Here is a 24,457-nt window from a genome sequence, read left to right on the forward strand (position 1 = left end):
GGTTATGAATTACGCGAGACAATTATGGTTACGCTGTCGGATGGCTCCGGACGAGGATTTGCCCCTATAATTGCGATGTTGAATAAGGATAAGGACTGCGGTGCATTATGTTGGATTTGATTAAAGCAGTGGGGCTTGGACTGGTGGTGTTGCTGCCGCTGGCGAACCCGTTAACTACGGTGGCGCTTTTTCTGGGGCTGGCGGGGAACATGAACAGCGCAGAGCGCAATCAGCAGTCGATGATGGCCTCTGTCTATGTCTTTGCCATAATGATGGTGGCTTATTACGCCGGGCAACTGGTGATGAATACCTTTGGTATTTCGATTCCCGGTCTGCGTATTGCTGGCGGGCTGATTGTGGCCTTTATTGGTTTCCGGATGCTGTTCCCGGCGCATAAAGCGCACGAATCCCCGGAAGCCAAAAGCAAATCGGAGGAGCTTGAAAGCGAACCGAGCGCCAACATCGCGTTTGTGCCGTTAGCCATGCCGAGCACGGCGGGGCCGGGGACGATTGCGATGATCATCAGTTCCGCCTCGACGGTGCGTGATGGGTCGACATTTCCGCACTGGGTTATCACCGTTGCGCCGCCGATCATTTTTGCGCTTATCGCCATTATCGTCTGGGGATCATTGCGCAGCTCCGGGGCGATTATGCGCTGGGTGGGCAAGGGGGGGATTGAAGCTATCTCCCGTCTGATGGGTTTCCTGCTGGTCTGTATGGGCGTGCAGTTTATTATTAACGGCGTGCTGGAGATTGTTAAGACGTATCATTGAGAACGTTGCCGGGTGGCGGCTTCGCCTTACCCGGCCTACTCGCAATGGATATAATTCTTATGAATATAAAGCGATGCGTCTTCTGCAACCACTCCTCTGGCAACGAGAATCGGTATCTATGATTGTCAGACCAAAATGACAGATGAAAGATTCCGTTATCTTGGCGGTGATGAAGAACACGGATATTAATGCTTCGTAGGCCGGGTAAGGCGAAGCCGCCACCCGGCATAACAAACGTCAACCGTGGCTGGTCTGTTCTTCCATCGCGACCGGCCATTTACGGAAGATAAGCACCGACCAGATCAGCGCGATCAGCGCCGGAATCGCCCCGAGATAGCCAATGGCCGACATTGATACATGCAGGCTGATCTGATTGCCCACCAGCGCACCGGCGCCAATCCCCAGATTAAAAATCCCGGAGAAGAGCGACATCGCTACGTCCGTGGCGTCCGGGGCCAGCGCCAGCACTTTGACCTGCATTCCCAGACCAATAATCATGATTGCCACGCCCCAGAACAGACTGAGGATCGCCAGATGACTCTCGCTGCCTGCCGCAGGCATCAGTAACAGCAGGCATGCCAGCAGCAGACCAATCGCACTGCTTACCAGCGCAGACGCGTGCTGATTGCCCAGCTTCCCGAACAGGATGCTGCCGATAATCCCCGCGCCGCCCAGGATCAGCAGCAGAACGGTGGCGAAGTTAGCGCTAAAGCCCGCCACAACCTGAACAAACGGCTCAATATAGCTGTAGGCCGTGTAATGGGCGGTCACCACAATCACGGTCAGCAGATAAATGCTCATCAGCGCCGGTCGACGCATCAGCAGCGGCAGACTTTTCAGCGAGCCGGAGTGTTCGCTGGGCAGTTTTGGCAGCAATTTGATCAGACACACCAGGGTGATCAGCGCCCCCATGCCGATGGCAAAGAAGGTGGTGCGCCAGCCGAAGTATTGTCCCACAATGCGTCCGATCGGCAGGCCTAACACCATCGCCAGCGCCGTTCCGGTGGCAATCAGGCTCAGCGCCTGGGCGCGTTTTCCCGCCGGGGCCAGACGAATGGCGAGCGACGCGGTGATCGACCAGAAAACGGCATGGGCAAACGCGATGCCGACGCGGCTGATGACCAGCACGGTAAAGTTCCATGCCATAAATGACAGCACATGGCTGGCAATGAACACCACAAACAGCCCAATCAGCAGCTTACGGCGTTCCATCTGGCTGGTCAGCAGCATAAACGGCAGCGACATCAGCGCCACCACCCATGCATAGATGGTCAACATAATGCCAACCTGTGCCGTTTCCATATGGAAGCTGGCGGCGATATCGGACAGCAGCCCAACCGGAACAAATTCCGTGGTGTTGAAAATAAACGCTGCGATGGCGAGCGTGACCACGCGTAGCCACGCGACCCTGCGGGAAACCGTGTGTGTTGTCATAGGGATATCTGGGATTCGTTGCCTGAAAGATGAGGAGACGATCTTAAAGCCTTAAACGGCGAAAACTCAACCGTTATGTGATGTGAATCACAAAATTTACCTTCATGCAGCGGTAGCGAACGGGGTTGTTTTCATTGAAGATAAAGAACAACACAACAAAAACAGGCGGTAACACGATGCAGGAGATTGATTTTTATCTGGTAGATGCGTTCAGCGCGTCCTCCTTTGGCGGCAACCCGGCGGCGGTGTGCCCGCTCGACGCGTGGCTGCCGGATGAGACGTTACTGCGGATGGCACAACAGCATAACCAGTCGGAAACCGCGTTTTTTGTGTGTACCAAAGGGGGGATTGAGTTGCGCTGGTTCACCACGCTCACCGAGGTTAATCTCTGTGGTCACGCGACGCTTGCCGCGGCGTATGTTCTGTTTAACGAACTGGATTATCCGGACTCACGCCTTCATTTCGACACCGCCTCTGGTCGCCTGACCGTCAGCCGTGACGGTGACTGGATGACGCTGGACTTCCCGGCCTGCCCGACGCAGGCACAGACGCCGCCACAGGAGATGCTCACCGCACTCGGTATCAGCCACTACGTCGAGGCGCGAAAAGGCCGCGCCTGGGTGCTGGTACTGGAGAGCCGCGAGCAGGTTGAAGCCATTAATCCGGATTTCTCCGCCATGACGCCGGGCGAGCATAAAGTGGCCGTCACTGCCCGGGACGAGGGGGAATACGACTTTGTCAGCCGTTTCTTCTCGCCAGGCGTGGCCGTGCCGGAAGATCCTGTCACCGGCTCCGCGCACACCATGCTGATCCCGTACTGGAGTGAACGGCTTGGCATAACACAGATGTTTGCCCGCCAGGTTTCTGCCCGTGGTGGCGACGTACGCTGCGAACTCAAGGGCGACCGCGTGCGGATGGGCGGGCAGGCGGCACTGTATCTGAAGGGCACAGTATTTCTGCGCTGAACAAATCTAAGAGGAACCAACGATGCAGGAAATTGATTTTTATCTGGTAGATGCCTTCAGCGACAGGGCGTTCGGCGGCAATGCGGCGGCGGTGTGTCCGCTGGAAGCGTGGCTGCCGGATGAGACGCTGCTGAAGATGGCGAAGCAGCATAATCAGTCAGAGACGGCGTTCTTTGTCCGAACGGATAACGGGTTTGAACTGCGCTGGTTTACGACGCAGGATGAAATAAACCTCTGCGGCCACGCAACCCTCGCGGCTTCTCACGTTATTTTCGAATACCTGGATTATCCGCATACGGAAATCACCTTCACCACGCGCTTTGTCGGCGATCTGACGGTACAACGCAGCGGCGACTGGCTGACGCTTAATTTCCCGGCGTGGTCAACCGAGGTTGTTGATACTCCACCCGCAGTGCTGTTCAGCGCGCTGGGCATTAACGCAGCAGACGAGGTGCGTGTGGGGCGTGACTACATGGTGGTGCTCGACAGCCAGCGGCAGGTGGAAGCGCTGACGCCGGATATCGCGGCTATGCTCCCGCTGGGGAAAATGGTCTGCGTTACGGCGCCGGGGGATGAGTATGATTTCGTCAGCCGCTTCTTCTGCCCGGGGGAAGGGGTGCCGGAAGATCCGGTGACGGGATCAGCTCACAGCATGCTGATCCCGTACTGGAGTGAAAAGCTTGGTAAAACGCAGATGTCGGCCCGCCAGGTCTCCTTGCGCGGCGGGGATCTGCGCTGCGAGCTGAAAGGCGACCGCGTGCTGATTGGCGGGCAGGCCACGCTGTATATGAAGGGAAAAATTTTCCTTCGACTCCAGGACTACGTTCATCATTAACAACTGGGCGCTGGTGGCTGACGCTCGTTCAGCAGCGCGATAAACGCCTCAAGCTGGCGGGTCATCGCCCCGCGTCGCCACACCAGCCAGGTGGTGAGCCAGCGCCAGTTTTCCGCCAGCGGCCACGCCGCCACCTGATGATGGCCCGGCATGCTCTCCAGCATGGAGCGGGGCATCAGCGCAATGCCTGCCCCGGCAATCACGCAGGCGAGCATCCCGTGATAGGACTCCATCTCATGGATCCTTCCCGGCGTGACGCGGTCGGCATGGAACCAGCTCTCCAGATGACGCCGGTAAGAACAGTTGGCGCGAAAGGCATACACGTCGCTGCCGCTCACCTGCGTGGCTTTTGATACTTCCGCGTGACCCGCAGGGGTGACCAGCATCATCTCTTCCCGGTAAACCGGCATCCCTTCCAGTTCCGGGTGCGAGAGCGGCCCGTCGACAAAGGCGGCGCTGAGCGTCCCCTCAAGCACGCCGTCAATCATCGTACCGGAAGGTCCGGTGGACAACGCAAACTGAATGCGCGGATAGCGCTGGTTAAACCGCGCCAGACTTTCCGGAATGCGTACGGCGGCGGTACTTTCCAGCGCGCCGAGCGAGAATAATCCCTGCGGTTCATCCCCGGCGACGACCATTCGCGCTTCGTCAACCAGCGCCAGGATCTGCTTGCTGTAGCGCAAAAAATTGTGCCCGGCGGGGGAAAGCCGCAGGCGTTGATTCTCGCGAATAAACAGTTCCACGCCGAGATCCGCTTCTAGCTGTCGGATGCGGGTGGTGAGGTTTGACGGCACCCGGTGTACCTTCTGCGCCGCCTGGGTAATGCTGCCGGTCAGTGCGACGGCGTTAAACATCTCAAGCTGTGTTAAGTCCATACCGTTCTCGATTCGTGAATAAGGTGGTGAGTATTATTCATTTTTAAGAAATAGCAGAGTAGACCACAATCAATCAACTGTTATTACGTGGAGAACATCATGACCTATTCATCTTCTACCCATGCCCACTCTGTCAACCCGGCTACCGGCGAAACGCTGGCTGCTTACCCGTGGGCAACGTCCGGTGACGTTGAGCGTGCCATTGCGCAGGCGGATATCGGTTTTCGTCAGTGGCGACGCGAAAGCGTGGCGCACCGGGCGCAAAAACTTCGCGATCTGGGTGCGGTGCTGCGTAGTCGTGCGGAAGAGATGGCGCTGACTATCTCCCGGGAGATGGGCAAGCCCATTATGCAGGCGCGTGCGGAGGTGGCTAAGTCCGCCAGCCTTTGCGACTGGTACGCTGAACACGGCCCGGCGATGCTGCACCCGGAATCTACCCAGGTCGAAAATGCGGTGATTGAGTACCGTCCGCTTGGGCCCGTTCTGGCGGTGATGCCGTGGAACTTCCCGCTCTGGCAGGTGCTGCGCGGTGCGGTGCCGATCCTGCTGGCAGGGAACAGCTATCTGCTTAAACATGCGCCTAATGTGCTCGGCTCGGCGGAGCTGATCGGGAAGGTATTCGCGGATGCCGGTTTCCCGGAGGGGGTCTTTGGCTGGGTGAACGCGACGAATGACAGCGTCAGCCAGGCGATTAACGATCGTCGTATCGCGGCGGTGACCGTAACCGGCAGCGTTCGGGCTGGTGCGGCAATTGGCGCGCAGGCGGGCGCGGCGCTGAAGAAATGCGTGCTGGAGCTGGGCGGTTCCGATCCGTTTATCGTTCTGAACGATGCCGATCTGGATCTGGCCGTCAACGCGGCGGTGGCCGGACGTTATCAGAATACCGGGCAGGTTTGTGCGGCGGCAAAACGCTTTATTGTGGAAGCGGGCGTGGCGGACGCCTTTACCCAACGCTTTGTTGACGCGGTCAAGGCGCTGAAGATGGGCGCACCGGATGAGGAAGATAACTATATTGGCCCGATGGCGCGATTTGATCTTCGCGATGAACTGCATCAGCAGGTGCAGGCTACACTGGCGGAAGGGGCGACCCTGCTGCTGGGCGGGGAGAAGATGTCCGGGACCGGTAACTATTATGCCCCAACCGTACTCGGCGGCGTCACCCCACAGATGACGGCCTTTCGTCAGGAGCTGTTTGGTCCGGTGGCGGCAATTACCATCGCGAACGATGCGGCGCACGCATTGCAGCTGGCTAACGACAGCGATTTTGGCTTATCGGCGACGGTCTTTACCGAGAACGATGCGCTGGCTGAAACCTTTGCGCGCGAGCTGGAGTGCGGCGGGATCTTTATCAACGGCTACAGCGCCAGCGATGCGCGCGTCGCGTTTGGCGGGGTGAAGAAGAGCGGCTTCGGGCGAGAGCTTTCTCATTTCGGCCTGCATGAGTTCTGTAATGTGCAGACGGTGTGGAAGGATCGCGTCTAGTCTTGTTGCCGGGTAAGGCCAGGCCGCTACCCGGCAATTCACGTTTCCTGTCATTTTTGCGTAATGGTTCTGTCATTTTCGTTTCGTAGACTCGCTCGCGTCTAACGTATTGTTACAGAAGAAAATTATGAACCTAACGCAAATTTTTAGTCGTCTTGCGCCGCGCTTTATCCCTCGTCAGTTTGGCCTGCTGACCGGCATCTTTTGTATCATTGGCCTTTTCTCCGCCCTGCAACTCTCTTCCTCCTTCCTGCTCACCGCCTCCCTGAATGAAGCCCAGCGTAACGAACAGCGCAATCAGCTGGCCTGGCAGCAGCAGAGCAGGCTGGATCAGGCCCGTATTTCTCTGCTGGCGGCCAGCGATCTGCTCAACCGCTCCGGCGTGTACTTTATGCAGGACAAGGAGACCGGCTCGGAAGGGAGCTGGCATAGCCTGATGGACGAGGCGCAAAAATCCCTGGCGGCGTCACAGCAGGCATGGCAGGCCTGGCTCGCGCTTAATCCGCCGAAAGACGAGGGGTTGGTTAACAGCTATCAGCTGTTTTTCGACGCCATCCGGGAGCAGGCGGAGGGGCTGGTGAAAACCAACAGCATCGACCTCTTTTTCGCCGTACCCGCCCAGGCGTTTCAGACCGATTTTAATGACAATTTCGCACGCTATCAGCAACGGAGTGAGAAGCAGACGATACAGGGGCGTCAGTCGCTCATGGAACAACTCTCAGGTCTGCAACGGCTGTTCCTGTTTGCGCCGCTGGTGCTACTGGCCATTGCCATAGCCGTCTGGTTCGGAATGGCGAAGTGGGTGATATCCCCGCTACGCCGTCTGATTATCCAGATTAACCAGCTTGCGGCAGGGGATTTGTCAGGCACGCCGCCTGACGTTGTGCGCTTTAACCGTGAAATCAGCCAGCTCAGCGGCAGTATTACCGCCATGCAGCGCGGGCTCCAGCAACTGGTGACCCAGGTCAGCGAGGCCACTACCTCCATGGTTGAAAATATCGGATCGCTTGCGCAGGGGAATCAGAAGCTTTATCAGCAGTCTACGCGACAGGCCAAAGAGCTGGAGGAGGTGACCGCACACATCGCCGATCTCGAAACCCACGTTGAGGGGAACACGGGTTATGCAAAACTCGCCCGCTCGCGCGCGGATGAAGCCCGACAGGCTGCCGCTGGTGGGGAGCAAATGATGTCAGCGGTGAATGGCTCGATGCAGACGATCGTCGACCGATCCTCAGAGATGCGCGGGATCGTCGCGATGATCGACAGCGTGGCGTTTCAGACCAACATTCTCGCCCTCAATGCTGCCATTGAAGCCGCCCATGCAGGAGAGCAGGGGCGCGGATTTGCTGTGGTTGCCCGGGAAGTGGGGCTGTTGGCCAGAAAAAGCAGTCACTCTACGCAAACCATCCAGGCGCTGATTAACCACTCGCTACAGGGCATTGAAGAAGGTTCTCAGGTGGTAAACCGTCTGGAAGAGAATTTGCAACAGGTCACCGGGCTGGTGGCGAATCTGAGCAGCCTGCTGAATGATATTTCGCTGGCCACCCTGAATCAGGGGGACAGCATTCATCAGATGACCCGTCAGCTTCAGGCGCTGAATCAGGTATCGCGTCGGACAGATGTGCTGGTTAGCGAAGCGTCAAATGCCTCTGAGCGCCTGCATCAACAGTCCGATCTTTTGTTGCAGGCCGTCTCGCGTTTTCGTCTCCCTGCCTGACGTGACGTATCAGCCTCTGTTATACTCGCAGCCCGTTTTAGCCTGAGGGCAAGGAGCAAAGTGTGGCTGCGGTCATCCATAATGAGATGCTGGACGAGATTCTGGCGCAGGTTCGTCCGTTACTGGGGCAGGGTAAGGTTGCCGATTACATTCCCGCGCTGGCCTCGATCAGCGGTAATAAGCTCGGTATCGCCATTTGTACTGTCGACGGTCAGCGTTTTCAGGCGGGAGACGCGCTTGAGCGCTTTTCGATTCAGTCGATCTCAAAAGTGCTTAGCCTCGTTGCCGCCATGCGCCAGTATGACGAGCAGGAGATCTGGCAGCGGGTAGGCAAAGATCCGTCCGGTCAGCCGTTCAACTCCCTTCTCCAGCTGGAAATCGAACAGGGTAAGCCGCGTAACCCGTTTATTAACGCCGGGGCGCTGGTGGTGTGCGATATGCTGCAAAGCCGGCTGAGCGCGCCGCGCCAGCGGATGCTCCAGATTGTGCGGCAGCTTTCCGGCGTGCAGGACATCGCCTACGATCCGGTGGTAGCGCGCTCTGAGTTTGAACACTCTGCACGTAACGCCGCCATCGCCTGGCTGATGAAGTCCTTCGGCAACTTTCATAATGATGTCGCCACGGTTCTGCAAAACTATTTTCATTACTGCGCACTGAAGATGAACTGTGTCGAACTGGCGCAGACTTTTCTGTTTCTGGCGCATCAGGGCCATGCCCCGCATCTGGGCGAGGACGTTGTCTCCCCGATGCAGGCCCGGCAGATCAACGCCTTAATGGCAACCAGCGGAATGTATCAGAATGCCGGGGAGTTTGCCTGGCGCGTGGGGCTGCCGGCTAAATCCGGCGTTGGCGGTGGGGTCGTGGCGATTGTCCCTCACGAGATGGCGATTGCCGTCTGGAGCCCGGAACTGGACGAGACCGGAAATTCACTGGCGGGCGTGGCGGCGCTGGAACAGCTGACCAAACGCCTTGGACGGTCCGTATACTGATGTCCACGTTAGATCCTCTGTTCGCGCGCCTGGCTCGCTCCACATTCCGTTCACGATTTCATTTAGGGACGAAAGAGCGGCAATACTGCTGGGATAAGGGCGCGGAGACTATCGATAAGCATGCCGCCGATTTTGTCGCCGCGCGGCTGGCGCCTGCACACCCGGTGAATGACGGTAAGCAGACGCCAATGCGCGGCCATCCGGTTTTTATCGCCCAGCATGCCACGGCAACCTGCTGTCGGGGCTGTCTGGCTAAGTGGCACGCTATCCCGCAGGGCGTGCCGCTGAGTGCGCAGCAACAACAGTATATCGTCAACGTAATCCATCATTGGCTGGTCATAGAGGTAAATCGTGCCTCCTGAACTGACAATGTCTCTGTTTAAGCTACGCTTTTACTAATGCTCAGCGTCAGGAGACGTTATGAAGGCACCTCAAATTCCCGTGAATGAAGCGGAGCGCATGAATGCTCTGCGCGAGTCCGGTCTGCTTGAGATCGACAATTATCCCGCGTTTGATCGTCTTACGCGGCTGGCAACACGCTTTTTCAGGGTGCCGCTGGCGATGATTACGCTGGTGGATGACCACGCCGCGATCGTGAAGTCTGCCGACGGCCGGGCACTCGCCAGCCAGCCTCGCGATCTCTCGTTTTGTGGTCATACGATCCTGGGTGACGCGCCGCTGGTGGTGAGTGACACGCTGCTGGACGAACGCTTTGCGGATAATCCGCAGGTGGCGGGAGATCCGGGCGTGCGCTTTTATGCCGGTTACCCGCTGCGTTTACGTGACGGGGCGTGCGTGGGATCGTTGTGTCTCATTGATTACGCACCGCGTGAGTTTACCGCGGCGGATGCCGCCGTACTGGCCGATCTCAGCGCGCTGGCAGAGGATGAATTTGCGGTCGTTAGCGCGGCCACGACCGATGAACTCACGGGATTGTTTAACCGTCGCGGGTTTAACCAGTTTGCGCAGTTTGCACTGTCGGTTTCGCAGCGTCGGGCAGAACCGTTAACCCTTGGCTGGCTGGATCTGGACCATTTCAAAACCATTAACGATCGCTTCGGGCATCAGGAGGGGGATAAGGCTCTGAAAGCGATGGCCGCCCTGATGCGTTCCTCGTTCCGCGAGGCCGATCTGCTGGTACGTTTCGGGGGCGATGAGTTCGCGGTGCTGTTTGCGGATACCGATGAGCCTGGCGCCTGGATCGCCATGCAATACCTCGTCGAACAAACCGAAAAGTATAACGCGCGTCAGCTGCATCCCTGGTCGTTACAGTTCTCCTGGGGGCTGAGCGAGTTCGATCATCACCGCAACGATATGCAGGCATGGTTAAAACACGCGGATGCGCAAATGTACGCCATGAAGCGGCAACACCACGTCGAAAAATGACATAACGAAATCCTATGTCATCACTTATTGCGTTACAAAAATGTTAATAGCAAAGTGGAGAGATTCAACCTAAGGACGCGCAATGAACTCTCCCATGCTGATTAAACCTCTCTCCCGGCAGGACATCCTCACCCACATCGATGCCCTGAACGATATTCTCGCCAACTGTGTCAACGGCGGCGCCTCCGTCAGCTTTATGCTGCCTTTTTCTGCCGGGAAAGCCCAAACCTTCTGGGTCGGCGTCGCAGACAGCGTCGGGCGCGACGAGCGTACCGTCCTGGGCTGTTTTGATGCGGAGCAGGGGCTGGTTGGCACGGTCCAGCTGATCACCGATCAGCCTGAAAACCAGCCGCACCGTGCAGATGTCGCGAAACTGCTGGTTCATGAGAAAGCGCGCCGTAAAGGGGCGGCAATGGCGCTGATGGAAGCCCTGGAGGCGGTTGCACGTGAAAAAGCGCTTACGGTACTGGTGCTTGATACCTCAACCGGCAGCGGCGCGGAGACGTTTTACCAGAGAGCAGGCTGGCAAAAGGCGGGGGAGATCCCACGCTACGCCCTGATGCCGAACGGGGACATGACGGCGACCTCGGTGTTCTATAAATTTCTGTGATTATTTTTCACCATCGCATCCTGAGTTGATCCAGACAGGGGTTATGGTCCTGAAGTTTTGATAAGTTATCACACCAATCTTATCAGGCTGTATGACTAATCATAAAGGACCTCCATTGTGAACACACTCAACCGTCGTGATTTCCCCGGTGCGCGCTATCCTGAACGTATCATCCAGTTTGGCGAAGGTAACTTCCTGCGCGCGTTCGTTGACTGGCAAATCGACCTCTTAAACGAGCATACCAATCTCAATGCCGGTGTGGTGATTGTGCGGCCGATCCAGAGCGATTTTCCGCCGTCCCTGAGCACCCAGGATGGTCTGTATACCACGATTATTCGCGGTCTGAATGAGCAGGGGGAAGCGGTAAGCGATGCGCGTCTTATTCGTTCCGTGAATCGTGAAATCAGCGTCTACAGCCAGTACGATGAATTTCTGAAGCTCGCCCATAACCCGGACATGCGGTTTGTCTTCTCCAATACCACGGAGGCGGGGATCAGCTATCACGCGGGGGATAAGTTTGACGATGCGCCAGCTGTCAGCTATCCGGCCAAACTGACGCGTCTGCTGTTCGAGCGTTTTACCCACTTTAACGGGGCAGCGGATAAAGGCTGGATTATCATTCCTTGCGAACTCATCGACTACAACGGCGATGCCCTGCGTGAACTGGTGCTGCGCTATGCACAGGAGTGGGCGCTGCCGGCGGCATTCATTGCGTGGCTGAATGATGCTAACACTTTCTGTTCGACGCTGGTTGACCGCATTGTTACCGGCTATCCGCGTGATGAGGTGGCAGAGCTGGAAGCCGGGCTGGGCTATCACGACAGCTTCCTCGACACGGCGGAACATTTCTATCTGTTTGTTATTCAGGGGCCGAAATCACTTGCAGCTGAACTGCGCCTGGATAAATACCCACTCAACGTCCTGATTGTTGACGATATCAAACCGTATAAAGAGCGTAAGGTGGCGATCCTCAACGGCGCGCACACGGCGCTGGTTCCGGTCGCTTTTCAGGCCGGCCTGGATACGGTAGGGGAAGCCATGAACGACGCGGAAATTTGCGCGTTCGTAGAGAAGGCTATTTATGAGGAGATTATTCCGGTCCTGGATCTGCCGCGCGACGAGCTGCACTCCTTCGCCAGTGCCGTAACGGGGCGTTTCCGAAATCCGTACATTAAGCATCAGCTGCTGTCGATTGCCCTGAACGGGATGACCAAGTACCGCACCCGCATTCTGCCGCAACTGCTGGCAGGGCAGAAGGCGACCGGCAAACTGCCAGCACGTCTGACCTTTGCTCTGGCGGCGCTGATTGCATTTTACCGTGCCGAGCGCAACGGTGAGCGCTATCCGGTGCAGGACGATGCGCACTGGCTTGAACGTTACCAGCAGTTGTGGACGCAACATCACGACAAACAGGTCACTACCCGTGAACTGGTATCGTCAGTGTTAAGCGTGAGCGAGCACTGGGAACAGGATCTCACTCTGGTGAACGGACTGGTAGATCAGGTTGCGCTGGATCTGGATGCAATTTTAAGCAAAGGCATGCGCGATGCGGTAAAACCGCTCTGCTAATCATAATGCCCGGCGTTGGCCGGGTTTTTTAAAGACCCTGTTTAGTTACAACATACTATACGTTCTTTTTTTAAAAAGCACATGCAGCACCGTGCGGTTGAGGCTTAACAGGTCAGAAAATGCAATGAACTATTAACATGCTTGCAACCGTGAGGGGGATCACGTTTAATAGCCGCGCTCTTTACTTTTCTGAAGCTGATTATGATTGTTCGTCCTCAACAGCACTGGCTGCAACTGATTTTTGTCTGGCATGGTTCGGTACTTCCCAAAATTTATACCCGACTGCTGCTTAACTTCCTGCTTTCCATCGCCGTGATTGTCATGCTGCCGTGGTACACCTCGCTGGGTATCCGGTTTACCGTCGCGCCGTTCAGCATTCTGGGCGTGGCTATCGCCATCTTCCTGGGATTTCGCAATAACGCCTGTTATTCGCGCTACGTTGAGGCGCGTCTGCTTTGGGGGCAGTTGATGATAGCGGCGCGCTCGCTGTTTCGCGAGGTAAAAAACACCTTGCCGGATGATAAACATCTTGGAGAGTTTGTCCGCCTGCAAATCGCGTTTGCTAACTGTCTGCGTATGACCCTGCGCAGAGAAACCAATGCCGATCAGCTGTCCCGCTATCTGGCTCCTGACGATTTACGCAAAGTGATGGACGCCAACTCGCCGGCGAACCGTATCCTGCTGATCATGGGGGAGTGGCTGGCCGTACGGCGGCGTAGCGGGCACCTTTCAGACATTCTGTTTCACAGCCTTAACAACCGCCTGAATGATATGTCCATCGTGCTGGCTGGCTGTGAGCGTATCGCCAATACGCCAGTCCCGTTTGCCTATACGCTGATCCTGCACCGGACGGTGTATCTGTTCTGCATCATGCTGCCGTTTGCGCTGGTAGTTGATCTGCATTACATGACGCCCTTTGTCTCTGCGCTGATTTCCTACACTTTTATCTCGCTGGATACGCTGGCGGAAGAGCTGGAAGATCCTTTTGGGACGGAAGATAACGATCTGCCGCTGGACGCCATCTGCAACATGATGGAGCGCGATCTGTTGCAGATGAACGATGAAGAGAACATCCCTGAAAGACTGATGCCGGATAAGCATTATCAGCTGACCTGACGGGCATTCCACTCGTCGCGGGTGATTTCCCACAGTTCCGAGTCCAGCATGCCGCTGACGTAGGCTTTCTTCTCCGTCCTGATAAGCCGCATGCCGCTGCTGTCTGAAATACGTCGGGAGCGGCTGTTGGCCGCCGCTTTCGGCGCGCGCAACACCGATTTATTGAGCGTATTGAACCAGTAATCCGTGGCCGCAATACTCGCCTCGCGCATATATCCCTGGCCCTGAAATTCCGGCGCGAGCCAGAAGCCCCGATTGTTGTCCTCCACGTCATACAGGCAAATCAACCCCATCAGTTCGTCAGGCGCTTCGCGACGGCGAATCGTCCAGAACCACGCAATCCCTTTGGCCATATCTGGCAGTGCAACGTTGTTGACATAATTTTCTGCACCGTTTTCCGGGTAGGGCCAGGGGACTGAAGCCACCATATAGCGGACAATCTCCCAGCGCGGATAGCGTTGCTGGATCTGGACGGCATCGGCGGCAACAAGGGGTTTAAGTAATAAGCGTTCTGTCGTAAGCGTGGGTATCGTCATCCGGTGATCTCCATATTTGAGCGTTATCATTTGTTTGGGTTCTGATATTTCATCAATATCACATTCCAGTTGGTCGTGCTTTTGTTATTCAGATTTATCCATAAAGGAGTATGTAATGCCAAGAAAAGCCAGGCCCGAAGAAGCCGAAACACTCTGGCACGTCCGTAACGAAGCGATGCGCCATGGCTGTAAAATCTGTTACGACGCAGAAGTGATTGCGCGCTGGACGTCAGAAAAGATGCCTGAACATTACCGTACCTCCAGGTCGATTTCGTGTTATAGGCCTGCCCATGCAGGAGCTGAACTGCTCCCAAATGGAGCTACGGTTTACGAAGTTCAATAGCTTATTTACATTTGCTTACATAAATACACTTTCTTTACATTAAGTAATGTAAGATATTTTTTTAGCACAAAATGCAAAACTAAATTAAATGGAGATGATTTATGTCGAATATAAGAGCATTAAGCCTTAATGAGATAGCATTAGTAAGTGGCGGCAATGGAAGCGGTAATTATGAAGGTGCCGGTAGTCGTAACACCAGCTCTAAACCTGGTAATTCAAAAGGAAACAATGGCTCTATTTACAAGGGCGTTGACTCATGCGGCGCAGGAATCATCGGTGGTCTAATCGCCGGCTCTCCTGGGGGGCCAGTGGGTATGACCGCTGGGGTAATTGGTGGAGCTATAGCTGGTCAGTGCACAAAAGATAGTTTTTCAGATCGTGGTAGTAAAGATAAAAGTAATAATTACAACGGCCCCGGACAATGCCGTTGGTAAGTAATTTGAGTTGTGTGTGATAATAATTTAAAAGCTCATTATAACTGAATGTTATTCTAGGTGTTTCGATATTTAATGATTATTCGAAGTAGTCATGATGAGCTATTATTTTTGATAAAGTTAATGTAATCACAAGTATCGGGTTAAGCATGAAACAATTTTTAAATTTCCTAATTTACTTATTTTTTTTCATTATCGCATTTACCCTTTTGAAATACGCTGAAGTTCTTGAGTTTGACGAAGTATCACGGCCAGGGATTATATCAAGGTTTCTTATTGCGTTGATTGTATTAATAGCAGTAACTCGATGGGGCGTTAACTTGATGAATAGGTTTAAAAGTAAATAAAGTACACTCCGATAAAAATTGTTGTGTTGCAGAATGGAATCATTACAAATGTTCACTGAAGTTAAAGTGCATGATATCAAAAAATGATTACGATATCATAGCCATATTTGTTGATTCTTATATAAAATATGAATTAATAATAGGTTGAACATGATAATCTTTAGGCATGTCTATCCATTCATTTATAGTAAGAAAAACGTAATTGTTCTTTTTATTGCGTCTGTTATCTCAATAATAATTACGTTATCGCCATCCATAACCCTCCGCTATCTTACTCTCGATGTGTCATTTTTCTTATTGTTTATTGCGGAATTTTCAATTGCATTTTTCTTGTATATTTTTTACTTAAGGAAGTTGGATGGTTTTAAATTACTCCCAAGTAGAGATTTAACTTCAATAAAATTTTCTATTGTTGTGTTGTTTGTCATTTTGCTGGTTCAGTATAATGTTTATCTTTACAGGGATAATTTATATCATTATGGACCTTCCCATATTAGTTTTATAGCATTTATAATAGCCACCTTCGTAGTCCCATATTATGAGGAGATTATATACAGGGGCTGTATCTTCGGTGTTTTCCACTCAATTTTTAATAAAAAGTATATTATCCCATGTATATTGACTTCATTGTCTTTTTGTCTGATGCATGGACAGTATTATAACATTTTAGATCAATCTATTCTTTTTTTGGTGTCAATATTGCTATTAATAGTTAGAATAAGAAGCAGAGGGCTTTTTTATCCTATTATAATTCATTCGTGCATGAATGCTTTTGTTTTGTCGTTAAATTTTTGAAGAGTATTTGGGATATGAATATCTTCAGGGAAGAGGCTTTAAATCATCAAACAGATTCTGATTATGGTGAGATTGTTTTACCTGCGTCATTCGGTTTATCAGTAAGCGCACTCACAACGTTATTCATATTTCTGTGCCTGATACTCTTTATTCTTTATGGTAGCTATACACGTAAGGCTCACCTTTCCGGAATCGTTATGCCCTCATCCGGGCTGGTAAAAATCACTCCTCAATATGCTGGCTACGTAACCAAATTGACCGCCTCAGAAGGTCAACACATTATTGCCGGTGAGACTCTTTATCATATCAGCGGTGAACATTTCAACGAACAGGGGGCAGGTACACTCGCTGCTATAAGACTTTCCCTACAAACTCAGTTTACAATGCTGACTTCTCAACAGACCCTGGAATTGCGTGACAACAGTCAGCAGCAGCATGCCATACAACAGCGAATAGTTTCCCTGAAACCTCAGGTTAAAAGTGCAGAAAAGCGTCTGTCACTTGCCGTGCATCAGGCTGCGCTGGCCGTGTCTGTTATGGAGCGCTATAAGAAACTTGCTGATACGCATTACGTATCAGATATCGAATACCAGCAGAAGCAGATTGACGTTTCAACGTCACAGCAAAACGTTGAGGATCAGCGTCAGGGGCTTCTGCAACTGCACACCGCGATGGAGGCTGCTAAAGACGACCTTGACCATCTCATCGTTCAGGGTGAAAGCCGGAAGGCTGAAATGGACAGGCAGTTGCAGGTGATCAGGCAACAGCAGGACGAACTGGCAGGTAAGGAAAATTTCACGCTGAGTTCACCGGTATCCGGAACCGTTGCTGCCGTGCTGGTCAGACAGGGACAGTCTGTCAGGGCATCTGAACCTGTCATGACCCTCATTCCCGACAATGCCCGTTTGCAGATAGAACTCTATGCTACCAGTCAGAATGCTGGCTTTATTCAGGCGGGGCAGCGTGTTGCCCTGCGGTTCTCTGCCTTCCCCTATCAGAAGTTTGGTGTGCAGTACGGGACTATCCGTGAAATAAGCCATACAACGCTGACATCTTCTGATTTACTCTCCGTATCTCCTGTGACCTGGAAGGAGAATGAAGGTCATTACCGCGTCATCGTTGAACCTGAAAATACTTTTATTCTGGCTTATGGGAAACAGGAAGCCCTGCGCCCCGGCATGGTTCTTGAGGGGGATGTCAGCCTGGATACCCGCAATTTGTGGGAGTGGCTGACTGAGCCGCTCTGGAGCCTGAAAGGAAAGCTGTGATGGATACACTTAAATGGACCGGGAGAAAACAGCTTCCTCTCACCCGACAGACAGAGTCAGCGGAATGTGGTCTGGCATGCCTGGTCATGATGGCCTGCTGGCATGGTCTGCAAACAGACTTACCCACACTGCGCGAACGTTTCAGTATCAGCTCACAAGGGATGACCCTGCAGAGACTGACTGAATGTGCGGCCGGTATCGGATTATCCAGCCGGGCAGTTCGGCTGGAGCTTGAGGACCTAAGATCCCTTTCTCTCCCGTGTATTCTCCACTGGAACATGAATCATTTTGTTGTGCTACATAAAGTTCGCGGAAGCAGGCTGGTTATTCATGATCCGGAAAAGGGAAAAGTAACGCTCTCCCTACAGGATGCTGGAAAACATTTCACCGGCGTCGCGCTGGAGCTGATGCCAGCCAGTGATTTTACCGCTCGGGATGAAAGGAAAAAAATCCATCTGCGCCAACTGACAGGTAAAACACCGGGTCTGTTGTCGGCAATGTCGCGAATTATCGTTTTTGCCGTGGCACTCGAAATCCTGACACTGGGAAGCCCGCTTCTCAACCAGCTGGTGATTGATGAAGTCCTGGTGGCTGCCGACCAGAGTTTGTTGACCGTCATTATTATTGCGCTTCTGCTGATGTCACTGACCCAGATGCTGCTGTCACTGGCCCGCCAGTGGGCGAGTATTACACTGTCCGTCAATTTTAACATGCAGTGGACAGCACGGGTTTTCCATCATCTGGTCCATCTTCCTCTGGCCTGGTTTGATGCACGCAGTAAGGGGAGTATTAATGCTCGTTTTGAGGCGGTAGATACCATCCAGCAGGCGCTGACTACGCAAGTGCTGGAAGGTATTCTGGATGTGTTGCTCGTGGTGACTGCGCTTTGCATGATGCTGCTGTACAGTCCTGAAATGACATTGATCGCCGTACTTGCAGCCATTTTCTATGGTGTGTTGAGGGCACTGTGGTATCCGTCCCTTCGACAGTCGGCAGAAGATGCCTGGGATGCAGGTGCCAAGGAGTCCGGGCATTTTCTTGAAACACTCAACGGGATCCTCAGCCTGAGAATTAACGGTGTGACGGCACATCGTGAGGCCGCCTGGCTGAATCTCAACGTTGCCCGCAGAAATACGCAGTTGCGTCAGAGCCGTCTGCTGATGTGCTATGACATTGCTCACACTCTTACCGGCAGCGTGGTATCAGCAATCATTTTGTGGAAAGGCGCCGGGGAGGTATTGAATGGAACCTTCACCGTCGGCATGCTGGTTGCTTATTTATCCTATCAGACGCGTTTTTCTTCCAGTATCAGTAGCCTGACTGATAAGTTTTTTTCCTGGCGTATGCTCGATGTTTACAACGAACGACTGGCTGATATTGTACTGACCCCGACAGAAGGCCTTCAGCAACAGCCTTTTCGTGAGCATAACAACGCTTCGCACATTCCTTCTGTATCCCGCAGGGAGATGGATGAATATGCTCATGCTCCTCTAGTACTTGAGCACATCATCTTCAGCCACAAGGGAGGGGAAAATCCGATAATCGGCGGGGTGTCGCTGACACTCAATCCCGGAGAAGTCGTTGCCATTACAGGTAAATCCGGATGCGGGAAAACGACACTGGTGAAGCTTATCCTTGGGATCCACATCCCTGATGAGGGCAGGATCAGGGCATTTGGCATATTGCATACGCATCCGGATTATTTTCAGGTTCGTCAGCGTATCGGTACCGTACTGCAGGATGACCATCTTTTCAAAGGTTCTGTAGCAGATAACATTATTTTTTTCAGTGATGACCGAAATTATGAACGAATGATCCAGTGCGCAAGACTGGCACTTATCGACAGCGATGTTATGGCAATGCCGATGGGGTATCAGACGCTGATTGGTGAAACCGGCGGAGGGCTTTCCGGAGGACAAAAACAACGCATTCTGCTGGCAAGGGCGTTGTACAAGAAACCGGGATTCCTGTTACTGGATGAAGCGACCAGCCACCTTGATGTTGAGAGTGAAATCCGGATAAGCCAGACCTTACGTCAACTGGGGCTTCCTGTTCTGCTGATAGCCCATCGCCCGGAAACCATAGCCTCTGCAGACCGGGTTTTGTATCTGGCAGACGGCTACTTAACGGAGCTGAATCTCCAGCATACAGTCAATAATGGCGAGTCTGTTTGTGAATATACTAATGACGTGATGGCAAAAAATTAACCTTAACGTACATAATTTTCGATATCCAAACTTACCCCTATCTGGAAGATCTATTTGTTGACGCTGCCGAACGTGGCGCAGGGGCGGGTAAAGCGCTTATCGACGCCCTGATCGATGAGGGTAAGCGGGTAGGGTGGTCAAAACTCTACTGGGTAACCCGCATGCACAATCCGGCGCGTAAGCTGTATGACCACTATGGTGAAGCCGACGATTACGTCCGGTACCGAATCACCCCTTAACCGGGTTTGTATCACACTGTATCTGCGTCTGTGATACATACACAGGTATGCAATAAAGCCGCATCCGCACACATCCTTTATACAAACGCATGGTGTTATATCTCCGTCAACTGAACTCACCCGGAGATAACATCATGTTTAACAAACTCGCATACTCAGCAGTCGCCCTGACCGTTTCGCTTGGCACCGTGATGTCCTGTCAGGCGGAAGCGATGGGCAAGGATTACGCGTCGGCCTTCAACCAGGTAAAACAGATTAACGCTGGCGATCTTAACGTCGGTTATGTCGATATCGGGCCAAAAGAGGGGCAACCGGTGATCCTGCTGCATGGCTGGCCGTACGACATTCACAGTTATGCAGAAGTGGCCCCCGCGCTGGCCGCAAAGGGGTATCGTGTCATTGTGCCGTCCCTGCGCGGGTACGGCACCACGCGCTTTATTTCTGAAAAAACGCCGCGAAACGGCCAGCCTTCGGCAATGGCGAAAGATATCGTTAATCTGATGGACGCCCTGAATATCAGACAGGCGGTGTTTGCCGGTTATGACTGGGGGGCGCGTACCGCGGATATCGTTGCGGCGCTCTGGCCGGAACGGGCGAAATCGCTGGTCTCGGTGAGTGGCTATCTGATCAGTAGTCAGGCGATTGGGAAACAACCATTACCGCCGAAGGCAGAGGTTCAGTGGTGGTATCAGTTCTATTTCGCCACGCCGCGCGGTGCGGAAGGCTATGCTAAAAATACGCACGATTTTGCCCGGCTGATCTGGTCCCAGGCTTCGCCGGACTGGAAATTCAGCGATGCCACCTTCAATGCCAGCGCCAAATCCCTCGATAACCCGGACCACGTTGCCGTCACGCTCAGTAATTACCGCTGGCGTCTGGGTCTGGAAAAAGGGGAGCCTAAATATGACGCCTATGAACAAAAACTGGCGACGCTGCCGAACATTACGGTGCCGACCATCACCATCGAAGGCGGTAATAACGGGGCGCCACACCCTGCACCTGCGGCCTATGCCGGGAAATTTACCGGAAAATATGAGCACCGTACTTTCGGCGCAACGGTGGGCCACAACCCGCCGCAGGAAGATCCGCAGGACTTTGTTAAAGCAGTTGTCGACGCGGATAAGCTCTGATATGTGCTATTTTCAATCCGTTACCTCTTAATCAGGAGCCTGCGGTGGAGCATATTGATCACATCCTTGTCGTCGATGACGACAGGGATATTCGTGAACTGATTGTCGATTACCTCGTGAAATCCGGCTATCACGCCTCTGGTGCGGCGAACGGAAAAGAGATGCGCATGGTGCTCGACAAACAGCATATCGACCTGGTGGTGCTGGACGTGATGATGCACGGCGATGATGGCCTGACGCTGTGTCGACAGCTGCGCAGCAGCAGGCATAAGGATCTGCCGATCCTGATGCTCACCGCGCGCAACGAGGACACGGACCGCATCCTGGGGCTGGAGATGGGCGCCGACGATTACGTGGTGAAACCGTTTGTGGCCCGCGAACTGCTGGCGCGTATCAAAGCTATCCTGCGTCGTTTTCGTACTATGCCGCCTAATCTTCAGGTGACCGAGGCAGGGCGCCTGGTGGTGTTCGGGGAATGGCAGCTGGATACCGTGGCGCGTCATCTGATTGATAACGAGGGGATGGTTGTGGCGCTCAGCGGGGCGGAATATCGCCTTTTGCGCGTATTCCTCGATCATCCTCAACGGGTGCTGACCCGCGACCAGCTGCTGAACCTGACGCAGGGACGTGATGCCGAGCTGTTTGAGCGTTCGATTGATCTCCTGGTGAGCCGCGTGCGACAGCGTCTGAATGAAGATGCCCGCACGCCCGCCTACATTAAAACCGTTCGCAGCGAAGGCTACGTTTTTACCATGCCGGTGACCATCGTCGAGGCCAATGAATGACGCTATGGCCCCGCACCTTACTGGCCCGGCTGCTGATCATTGTGCTGCTTGGGCTCTTGCTGGCTAACGCGCTCAGCCTGACGCTGGTCATGGTTGAGCGAATGCGCAGCGCGCGTACGGTTATGCTGGGCAATCTTGAGAACGACGTGGCGACCAGCGTGGCCATTCTCGACCGGCTTCCGGCCAAAGAGCGGCCAGAGTGGCTGGAACGGCTCAGTCGCGGTAATTATCGTTATATCCTTGGCCCCGGCGAGGCAGGCGCCGCGCCAACGGACAAGCGCTCGCGGGATGCGATTCGCACCCTGAAAGAGACGCTTTCAGCCCAATATCCGCTTCAGTTTACGGCGGTGCCAGGGCCGATTTCCCATATTCAAGCCCATCTGACGCTCCGCGACGGCGCACCGCTCACCATCGATCTGATCCCGCGCATGCCGCCTGTCGCCAGCTGGTTACCCGTGGTGCTGGTTCTTCAGCTGTTACTTGTCGCGCTCTGCTCCTGGGTTGCCGTGCGCCAGGTTGTCCGGCCCTTCCTGCAATTCACGCGCGCGGTTGATTCCCTCGATCCTGCGGCCCATTCTCCGATGACTGAAAAAGGTCCGGTTGAGGTGCGCCAGGCAGCGCACGCTTTTAATGAGATGCAGTCGCGGATACAGACGTATCTGCGTGAACGCGCGCAGATTCTGGCGTCCATTTCTCACGATCTTCAGACGCCCATCACGCGCATGAAGCTGCGGATCGAAATGGCGGATCAGCCCGAACTCCGCGATAAGCTGCTGAGCGACCTGGATAATATGTCGCGCCTTGTACGGGAAGGGATTGCCTATGCCCGGTCATCAGAATCCCTGGAAGAGACCACGCTGAAGCTGGAACTGAACGCGTGGGTTAACAGCATCGCCAGTGATTATCAGGACATTGGTAAAAACGTGCAGTTTCATGCACGCAATGCGCGTCTGCCGATCGTCACTCGTCCCCAGGCATTGCGCAGGGTAATGACCAATCTGCTCGATAATGCGCTGAAGTTTGGCGATAGCGCGGTAATTGAGATTGATGAAAATGAAAGGCAGGTAGCGATCCGCATTATGGATAACGGCCCTGGCATCCCGGAGGCAGAACTGGAGGCGGTGTTACAGCCGTTCTACCGGGTTGAAACGTCGCGCAACCGGGAAACGGGCGGCACCGGGTTAGGCCTCGCCATTGCCGCGCAGCTCACCGCCCAGCTTGACGGGAAATTGCATCTTGCAAACCGGGCAGAGGGAGGGCTGGCCGTAAGCGTGATCCTTCCGCGCGGTTAATTGTACGCCTGTGTATCTGCACCCCGCGCCGATACGCAGGCAGACAAAATCCAGCTTTTCACACACGGCCTGAACACATTCGTACGATGAAATGACCTCACTGCATCTTCGCAGCAACCGTATCGTGAGGTCGTTATGTTTATGATAATCGCTTTTTTAGGCGGCATGATTAGCCTGCTCAGTCCGTGCACGCTTCCCGTCATTCCTCTGCTGTTCGCCGGCTTTCAGGGGCAGCGCAAACACATTCTGGCGCTTCTGGCGGGAATGATTGTGATGTTCATGTTGGTGGCGATGGTAGTAACGGTTGCCAGCGAGTGGATCGCTGACGCCACCGTTATCGGTCGCTGGATTGCGCTGCTGGTACTGAGCATTGCCGCCCTGGCCCTGATCTTCCCGCAGTTCGCTCAGCGCATAGCCCGCCCGGCGATCAGCGCGGGAAACGTTCTCAACACCCACAGCATGCAGCGACGCGGCCTGATTTCGGCTTTTCTGGCAGGGCTGGCCGTTGGGCTGCTGTGGTCCCCCTGTGCCGGACCGATTCTCGGGGCGATCTTCAGCATTAATATTGCGGGCCACTCGGCCATCGCAACCGGAGCGCTGTTAGCCGCTTACGGCAGTGGGTGCGCGTTGATGCTGGGGCTGCTTGTCGCGGGGGGCCGTAAGCTGATAACCCCTCTGAGAGCCAAATCCGCATTGATGGCACGTTTGCGTCAGGGAGCGGGAGTGATGATGTTAGCCGCCGTTGCGTTCAACGCCAGCGGGATGACCTCAGCCCTGAAAGGCGCCAACGGTGTTGCCGACCAGTTGGAAAATGCCCTGTTGAGCCTTGCGCAACCTACCTCCACGCAAGTGAAACTGCAACCGGTCGTTAACGCGACGCCGAGCAGCCAGCTACCGTCATTAAGCGGCGGAACGGGTTGGGTAAACGGTGACCCTGTCACGTCTGAGGCCTTGCGGGGGAAAGTTGTGCTTATCGATTTCTGGACCTGGGACTGTATCAACTGCCAGCATACGCTTCCGCATGTGCGTGACTGGGCGAAGAAATATCAGTCTGAAGGTCTGGTAGTGATTGGCGTCCACACCCCGGAATACCCCTGGGAAAAGCCGTTATCATCGGTGAAAAACGCGGTCAACAAATGGCAGTTGCCGTACCGCGTAGTGACGGATAATAACTACAAAATCTGGAGCGCGTTCGGAAATCAGTACTGGCCAGCACATTACTATTTCGATGCGAAAGGGCAACTGCGTTACACCGCGTTTGGCGAGGGGAACTACGACAAGCAGGAGGCCGTAATTCAGCAGTTGCTCAAGGAAGCGCGTTCCTGATCCG

Annotated in this window: 22 protein-coding genes and 1 pseudogene; 20 read left to right on the forward strand and 3 right to left on the reverse strand. The window is 54.1% G+C overall.

What is annotated here, in order from left to right:
• Window positions 1–107: 107 nt before the first annotated feature.
• Entirely contained in the window at window positions 108–773 is a 666-nt protein-coding gene (locus FZF21_RS10885) for a MarC family NAAT transporter (RefSeq protein ID WP_003857180.1), read from the forward strand.
• Window positions 774–1,010: 237 nt separating this feature from the next.
• Here the strand turns inward: FZF21_RS10885 and FZF21_RS10890 are convergent, their stop codons facing one another.
• Window positions 1,011–2,207 (reverse strand): sugar transporter, encoded by a 1,197-nt coding sequence (locus FZF21_RS10890; RefSeq protein WP_003857178.1) that lies wholly within the window; start codon window positions 2,205–2,207, stop codon window positions 1,011–1,013.
• Window positions 2,208–2,383: 176 nt separating this feature from the next.
• Between FZF21_RS10890 and FZF21_RS10895 the strand changes: the two genes are divergently transcribed.
• Together FZF21_RS10895 and FZF21_RS10900 are read left to right on the forward strand one after the other, a co-directional pair.
• Window positions 2,384–3,172, forward strand: coding sequence for a PhzF family phenazine biosynthesis protein (locus FZF21_RS10895; RefSeq protein ID WP_063945864.1), 789 nt, complete (start codon window positions 2,384–2,386; stop codon window positions 3,170–3,172).
• A gap of 22 nt (window positions 3,173–3,194) precedes the next feature.
• Window positions 3,195–4,007: a PhzF family phenazine biosynthesis protein gene (locus FZF21_RS10900; protein ID WP_032619672.1), complete on the forward strand. Its 813-nt coding sequence runs from the start codon at window positions 3,195–3,197 to the stop codon at window positions 4,005–4,007.
• Here the strand turns inward: FZF21_RS10900 and FZF21_RS10905 are convergent.
• Entirely contained in the window at window positions 4,004–4,882 is an 879-nt protein-coding gene (locus FZF21_RS10905; protein ID WP_017382364.1) for a LysR family transcriptional regulator, read from the reverse strand. The two genes, FZF21_RS10900 and FZF21_RS10905, sit on opposite strands and share 4 nt — an antisense overlap.
• 99 nt (window positions 4,883–4,981) lie before the next feature.
• Here FZF21_RS10905 and sad point away from each other — a divergent pair, with 99 nt between their 5' ends.
• From sad to FZF21_RS10945, 8 genes are all read left to right on the forward strand, one after another.
• On the forward strand, window positions 4,982–6,364 hold the full coding sequence (sad, locus tag FZF21_RS10910) for a succinate-semialdehyde dehydrogenase (RefSeq protein ID WP_149121330.1): 1,383 nt from the start codon (window positions 4,982–4,984) through the stop codon (window positions 6,362–6,364).
• A gap of 127 nt (window positions 6,365–6,491) precedes the next feature.
• Entirely contained in the window at window positions 6,492–8,081 is a 1,590-nt protein-coding gene (locus FZF21_RS10915; protein ID WP_045357786.1) for a methyl-accepting chemotaxis protein, read from the forward strand.
• 62 nt (window positions 8,082–8,143) lie between these two features.
• Entirely contained in the window at window positions 8,144–9,070 is a 927-nt protein-coding gene (gene glsB, locus FZF21_RS10920) for a glutaminase B (RefSeq protein ID WP_003857165.1), read from the forward strand.
• Window positions 9,070–9,432: a DUF4186 domain-containing protein gene (locus FZF21_RS10925; protein ID WP_003857163.1), complete on the forward strand. Its 363-nt coding sequence runs from the start codon at window positions 9,070–9,072 to the stop codon at window positions 9,430–9,432. The genes glsB and FZF21_RS10925 overlap by 1 nt, the downstream gene beginning before the upstream one ends.
• Window positions 9,433–9,490: 58 nt before the next feature.
• Window positions 9,491–10,456 carry a sensor domain-containing diguanylate cyclase gene (locus FZF21_RS10930; RefSeq protein WP_063945865.1) on the forward strand — a complete coding sequence of 322 codons (966 nt, stop codon included), beginning with the start codon at window positions 9,491–9,493 and terminating at the stop codon, window positions 10,454–10,456.
• Window positions 10,457–10,538: 82 nt separating this feature from the next.
• Window positions 10,539–11,066 (forward strand): GNAT family N-acetyltransferase, encoded by a 528-nt coding sequence (locus FZF21_RS10935; RefSeq protein ID WP_149121329.1) that lies wholly within the window; start codon window positions 10,539–10,541, stop codon window positions 11,064–11,066.
• A gap of 117 nt (window positions 11,067–11,183) precedes the next feature.
• Window positions 11,184–12,635, forward strand: coding sequence for a tagaturonate reductase (locus FZF21_RS10940; RefSeq protein WP_040117643.1), 1,452 nt, complete (start codon window positions 11,184–11,186; stop codon window positions 12,633–12,635).
• A 201-nt stretch (window positions 12,636–12,836) separates the two neighbouring features.
• Window positions 12,837–13,751, forward strand: coding sequence for a bestrophin family protein (locus FZF21_RS10945; RefSeq protein ID WP_003857155.1), 915 nt, complete (start codon window positions 12,837–12,839; stop codon window positions 13,749–13,751).
• On the opposite strand, the gene FZF21_RS10950 is transcribed toward FZF21_RS10945, so the two are convergent.
• On the reverse strand, window positions 13,739–14,287 hold the full coding sequence (locus tag FZF21_RS10950) for a GNAT family N-acetyltransferase (RefSeq protein ID WP_040117644.1): 549 nt from the start codon (window positions 14,285–14,287) through the stop codon (window positions 13,739–13,741). The genes FZF21_RS10945 and FZF21_RS10950 overlap by 13 nt on opposite strands.
• 444 nt (window positions 14,288–14,731) lie before the next feature.
• Here FZF21_RS10950 and FZF21_RS10955 point away from each other — a divergent pair, with 444 nt between their 5' ends.
• The 9 genes and pseudogenes from FZF21_RS10955 (at window position 14,732) to FZF21_RS10995 (ending at window position 24,453) form a co-directional block, all read left to right on the forward strand.
• Entirely contained in the window at window positions 14,732–15,064 is a 333-nt protein-coding gene (locus FZF21_RS10955; RefSeq protein ID WP_071524110.1) for a hypothetical protein, read from the forward strand.
• 497 nt (window positions 15,065–15,561) lie between these two features.
• Window positions 15,562–16,206, forward strand: a complete 645-nt coding sequence (locus FZF21_RS10960) for a type II CAAX endopeptidase family protein (RefSeq protein ID WP_149121328.1) — start codon at window positions 15,562–15,564, stop codon at window positions 16,204–16,206.
• Between the two features lie 14 nt (window positions 16,207–16,220).
• Complete coding sequence (locus tag FZF21_RS10965; protein WP_047726556.1) at window positions 16,221–17,474, forward strand: HlyD family efflux transporter periplasmic adaptor subunit; 1,254 nt, start codon at window positions 16,221–16,223, stop codon at window positions 17,472–17,474.
• Window positions 17,474–19,681: a peptidase domain-containing ABC transporter gene (locus FZF21_RS10970; protein ID WP_017382355.1), complete on the forward strand. Its 2,208-nt coding sequence runs from the start codon at window positions 17,474–17,476 to the stop codon at window positions 19,679–19,681. Before FZF21_RS10965 ends, FZF21_RS10970 begins: the two co-directional genes overlap by 1 nt.
• A gap of 38 nt (window positions 19,682–19,719) precedes the next feature.
• Window positions 19,720–19,920, forward strand: a pseudogene (locus FZF21_RS10975) (GNAT family N-acetyltransferase); the annotation flags it as partial.
• Window positions 19,921–20,054: 134 nt separating this feature from the next.
• On the forward strand, window positions 20,055–21,050 hold the full coding sequence (locus FZF21_RS10980) for an alpha/beta hydrolase (protein WP_063945868.1): 996 nt from the start codon (window positions 20,055–20,057) through the stop codon (window positions 21,048–21,050).
• 44 nt (window positions 21,051–21,094) lie between these two features.
• Entirely contained in the window at window positions 21,095–21,835 is a 741-nt protein-coding gene (locus FZF21_RS10985; protein ID WP_149121327.1) for a response regulator, read from the forward strand.
• Window positions 21,832–23,127: an ATP-binding protein gene (locus tag FZF21_RS10990; protein WP_063945870.1), complete on the forward strand. Its 1,296-nt coding sequence runs from the start codon at window positions 21,832–21,834 to the stop codon at window positions 23,125–23,127. The genes FZF21_RS10985 and FZF21_RS10990 overlap by 4 nt, the downstream gene beginning before the upstream one ends.
• Window positions 23,128–23,262: 135 nt before the next feature.
• Window positions 23,263–24,453, forward strand: coding sequence for a cytochrome c biogenesis protein/redoxin (locus FZF21_RS10995; RefSeq protein ID WP_063945871.1), 1,191 nt, complete (start codon window positions 23,263–23,265; stop codon window positions 24,451–24,453).
• The last annotated feature ends 4 nt before the right edge of the window (window positions 24,454–24,457 follow it).

The sequence above is a fragment of the Enterobacter sp. LU1 genome (assembly GCF_008271405.2).
Classification (GTDB): Bacteria; Pseudomonadota; Gammaproteobacteria; order Enterobacterales; family Enterobacteriaceae; genus Enterobacter; species Enterobacter hormaechei_C.

Bases quoted from the DNA above. Each gene is read 5' to 3' on its own strand.
- FZF21_RS10885 (WP_003857180.1), top strand. From the start codon at position 108: ATGTTGGATTTGATTAAAGCAGTGGGGCTTGGACTGGTGGTGTTGCTG.
- FZF21_RS10890 (WP_003857178.1), bottom strand. From the start codon at position 2,207: ATGACAACACACACGGTTTCCCGCAGGGTCGCGTGGCTACGCGTGGTC.
- FZF21_RS10895 (WP_063945864.1), top strand. From the start codon at position 2,384: ATGCAGGAGATTGATTTTTATCTGGTAGATGCGTTCAGCGCGTCCTCC.
- FZF21_RS10900 (WP_032619672.1), top strand. From the start codon at position 3,195: ATGCAGGAAATTGATTTTTATCTGGTAGATGCCTTCAGCGACAGGGCG.
- FZF21_RS10905 (WP_017382364.1), bottom strand. From the start codon at position 4,882: ATGGACTTAACACAGCTTGAGATGTTTAACGCCGTCGCACTGACCGGC.
- sad (WP_149121330.1), top strand. From the start codon at position 4,982: ATGACCTATTCATCTTCTACCCATGCCCACTCTGTCAACCCGGCTACC.
- FZF21_RS10915 (WP_045357786.1), top strand. From the start codon at position 6,492: ATGAACCTAACGCAAATTTTTAGTCGTCTTGCGCCGCGCTTTATCCCT.
- FZF21_RS10925 (WP_003857163.1), top strand. From the start codon at position 9,070: ATGTCCACGTTAGATCCTCTGTTCGCGCGCCTGGCTCGCTCCACATTC.
- FZF21_RS10930 (WP_063945865.1), top strand. From the start codon at position 9,491: ATGAAGGCACCTCAAATTCCCGTGAATGAAGCGGAGCGCATGAATGCT.
- FZF21_RS10935 (WP_149121329.1), top strand. From the start codon at position 10,539: ATGAACTCTCCCATGCTGATTAAACCTCTCTCCCGGCAGGACATCCTC.
- FZF21_RS10945 (WP_003857155.1), top strand. From the start codon at position 12,837: ATGATTGTTCGTCCTCAACAGCACTGGCTGCAACTGATTTTTGTCTGG.
- FZF21_RS10950 (WP_040117644.1), bottom strand. From the start codon at position 14,287: ATGACGATACCCACGCTTACGACAGAACGCTTATTACTTAAACCCCTT.
- FZF21_RS10955 (WP_071524110.1), top strand. From the start codon at position 14,732: ATGTCGAATATAAGAGCATTAAGCCTTAATGAGATAGCATTAGTAAGT.
- FZF21_RS10960 (WP_149121328.1), top strand. From the start codon at position 15,562: ATGATAATCTTTAGGCATGTCTATCCATTCATTTATAGTAAGAAAAAC.
- FZF21_RS10965 (WP_047726556.1), top strand. From the start codon at position 16,221: ATGAATATCTTCAGGGAAGAGGCTTTAAATCATCAAACAGATTCTGAT.
- FZF21_RS10970 (WP_017382355.1), top strand. From the start codon at position 17,474: ATGGATACACTTAAATGGACCGGGAGAAAACAGCTTCCTCTCACCCGA.
- FZF21_RS10980 (WP_063945868.1), top strand. From the start codon at position 20,055: ATGTTTAACAAACTCGCATACTCAGCAGTCGCCCTGACCGTTTCGCTT.
- FZF21_RS10990 (WP_063945870.1), top strand. From the start codon at position 21,832: ATGACGCTATGGCCCCGCACCTTACTGGCCCGGCTGCTGATCATTGTG.
- FZF21_RS10995 (WP_063945871.1), top strand. From the start codon at position 23,263: ATGTTTATGATAATCGCTTTTTTAGGCGGCATGATTAGCCTGCTCAGT.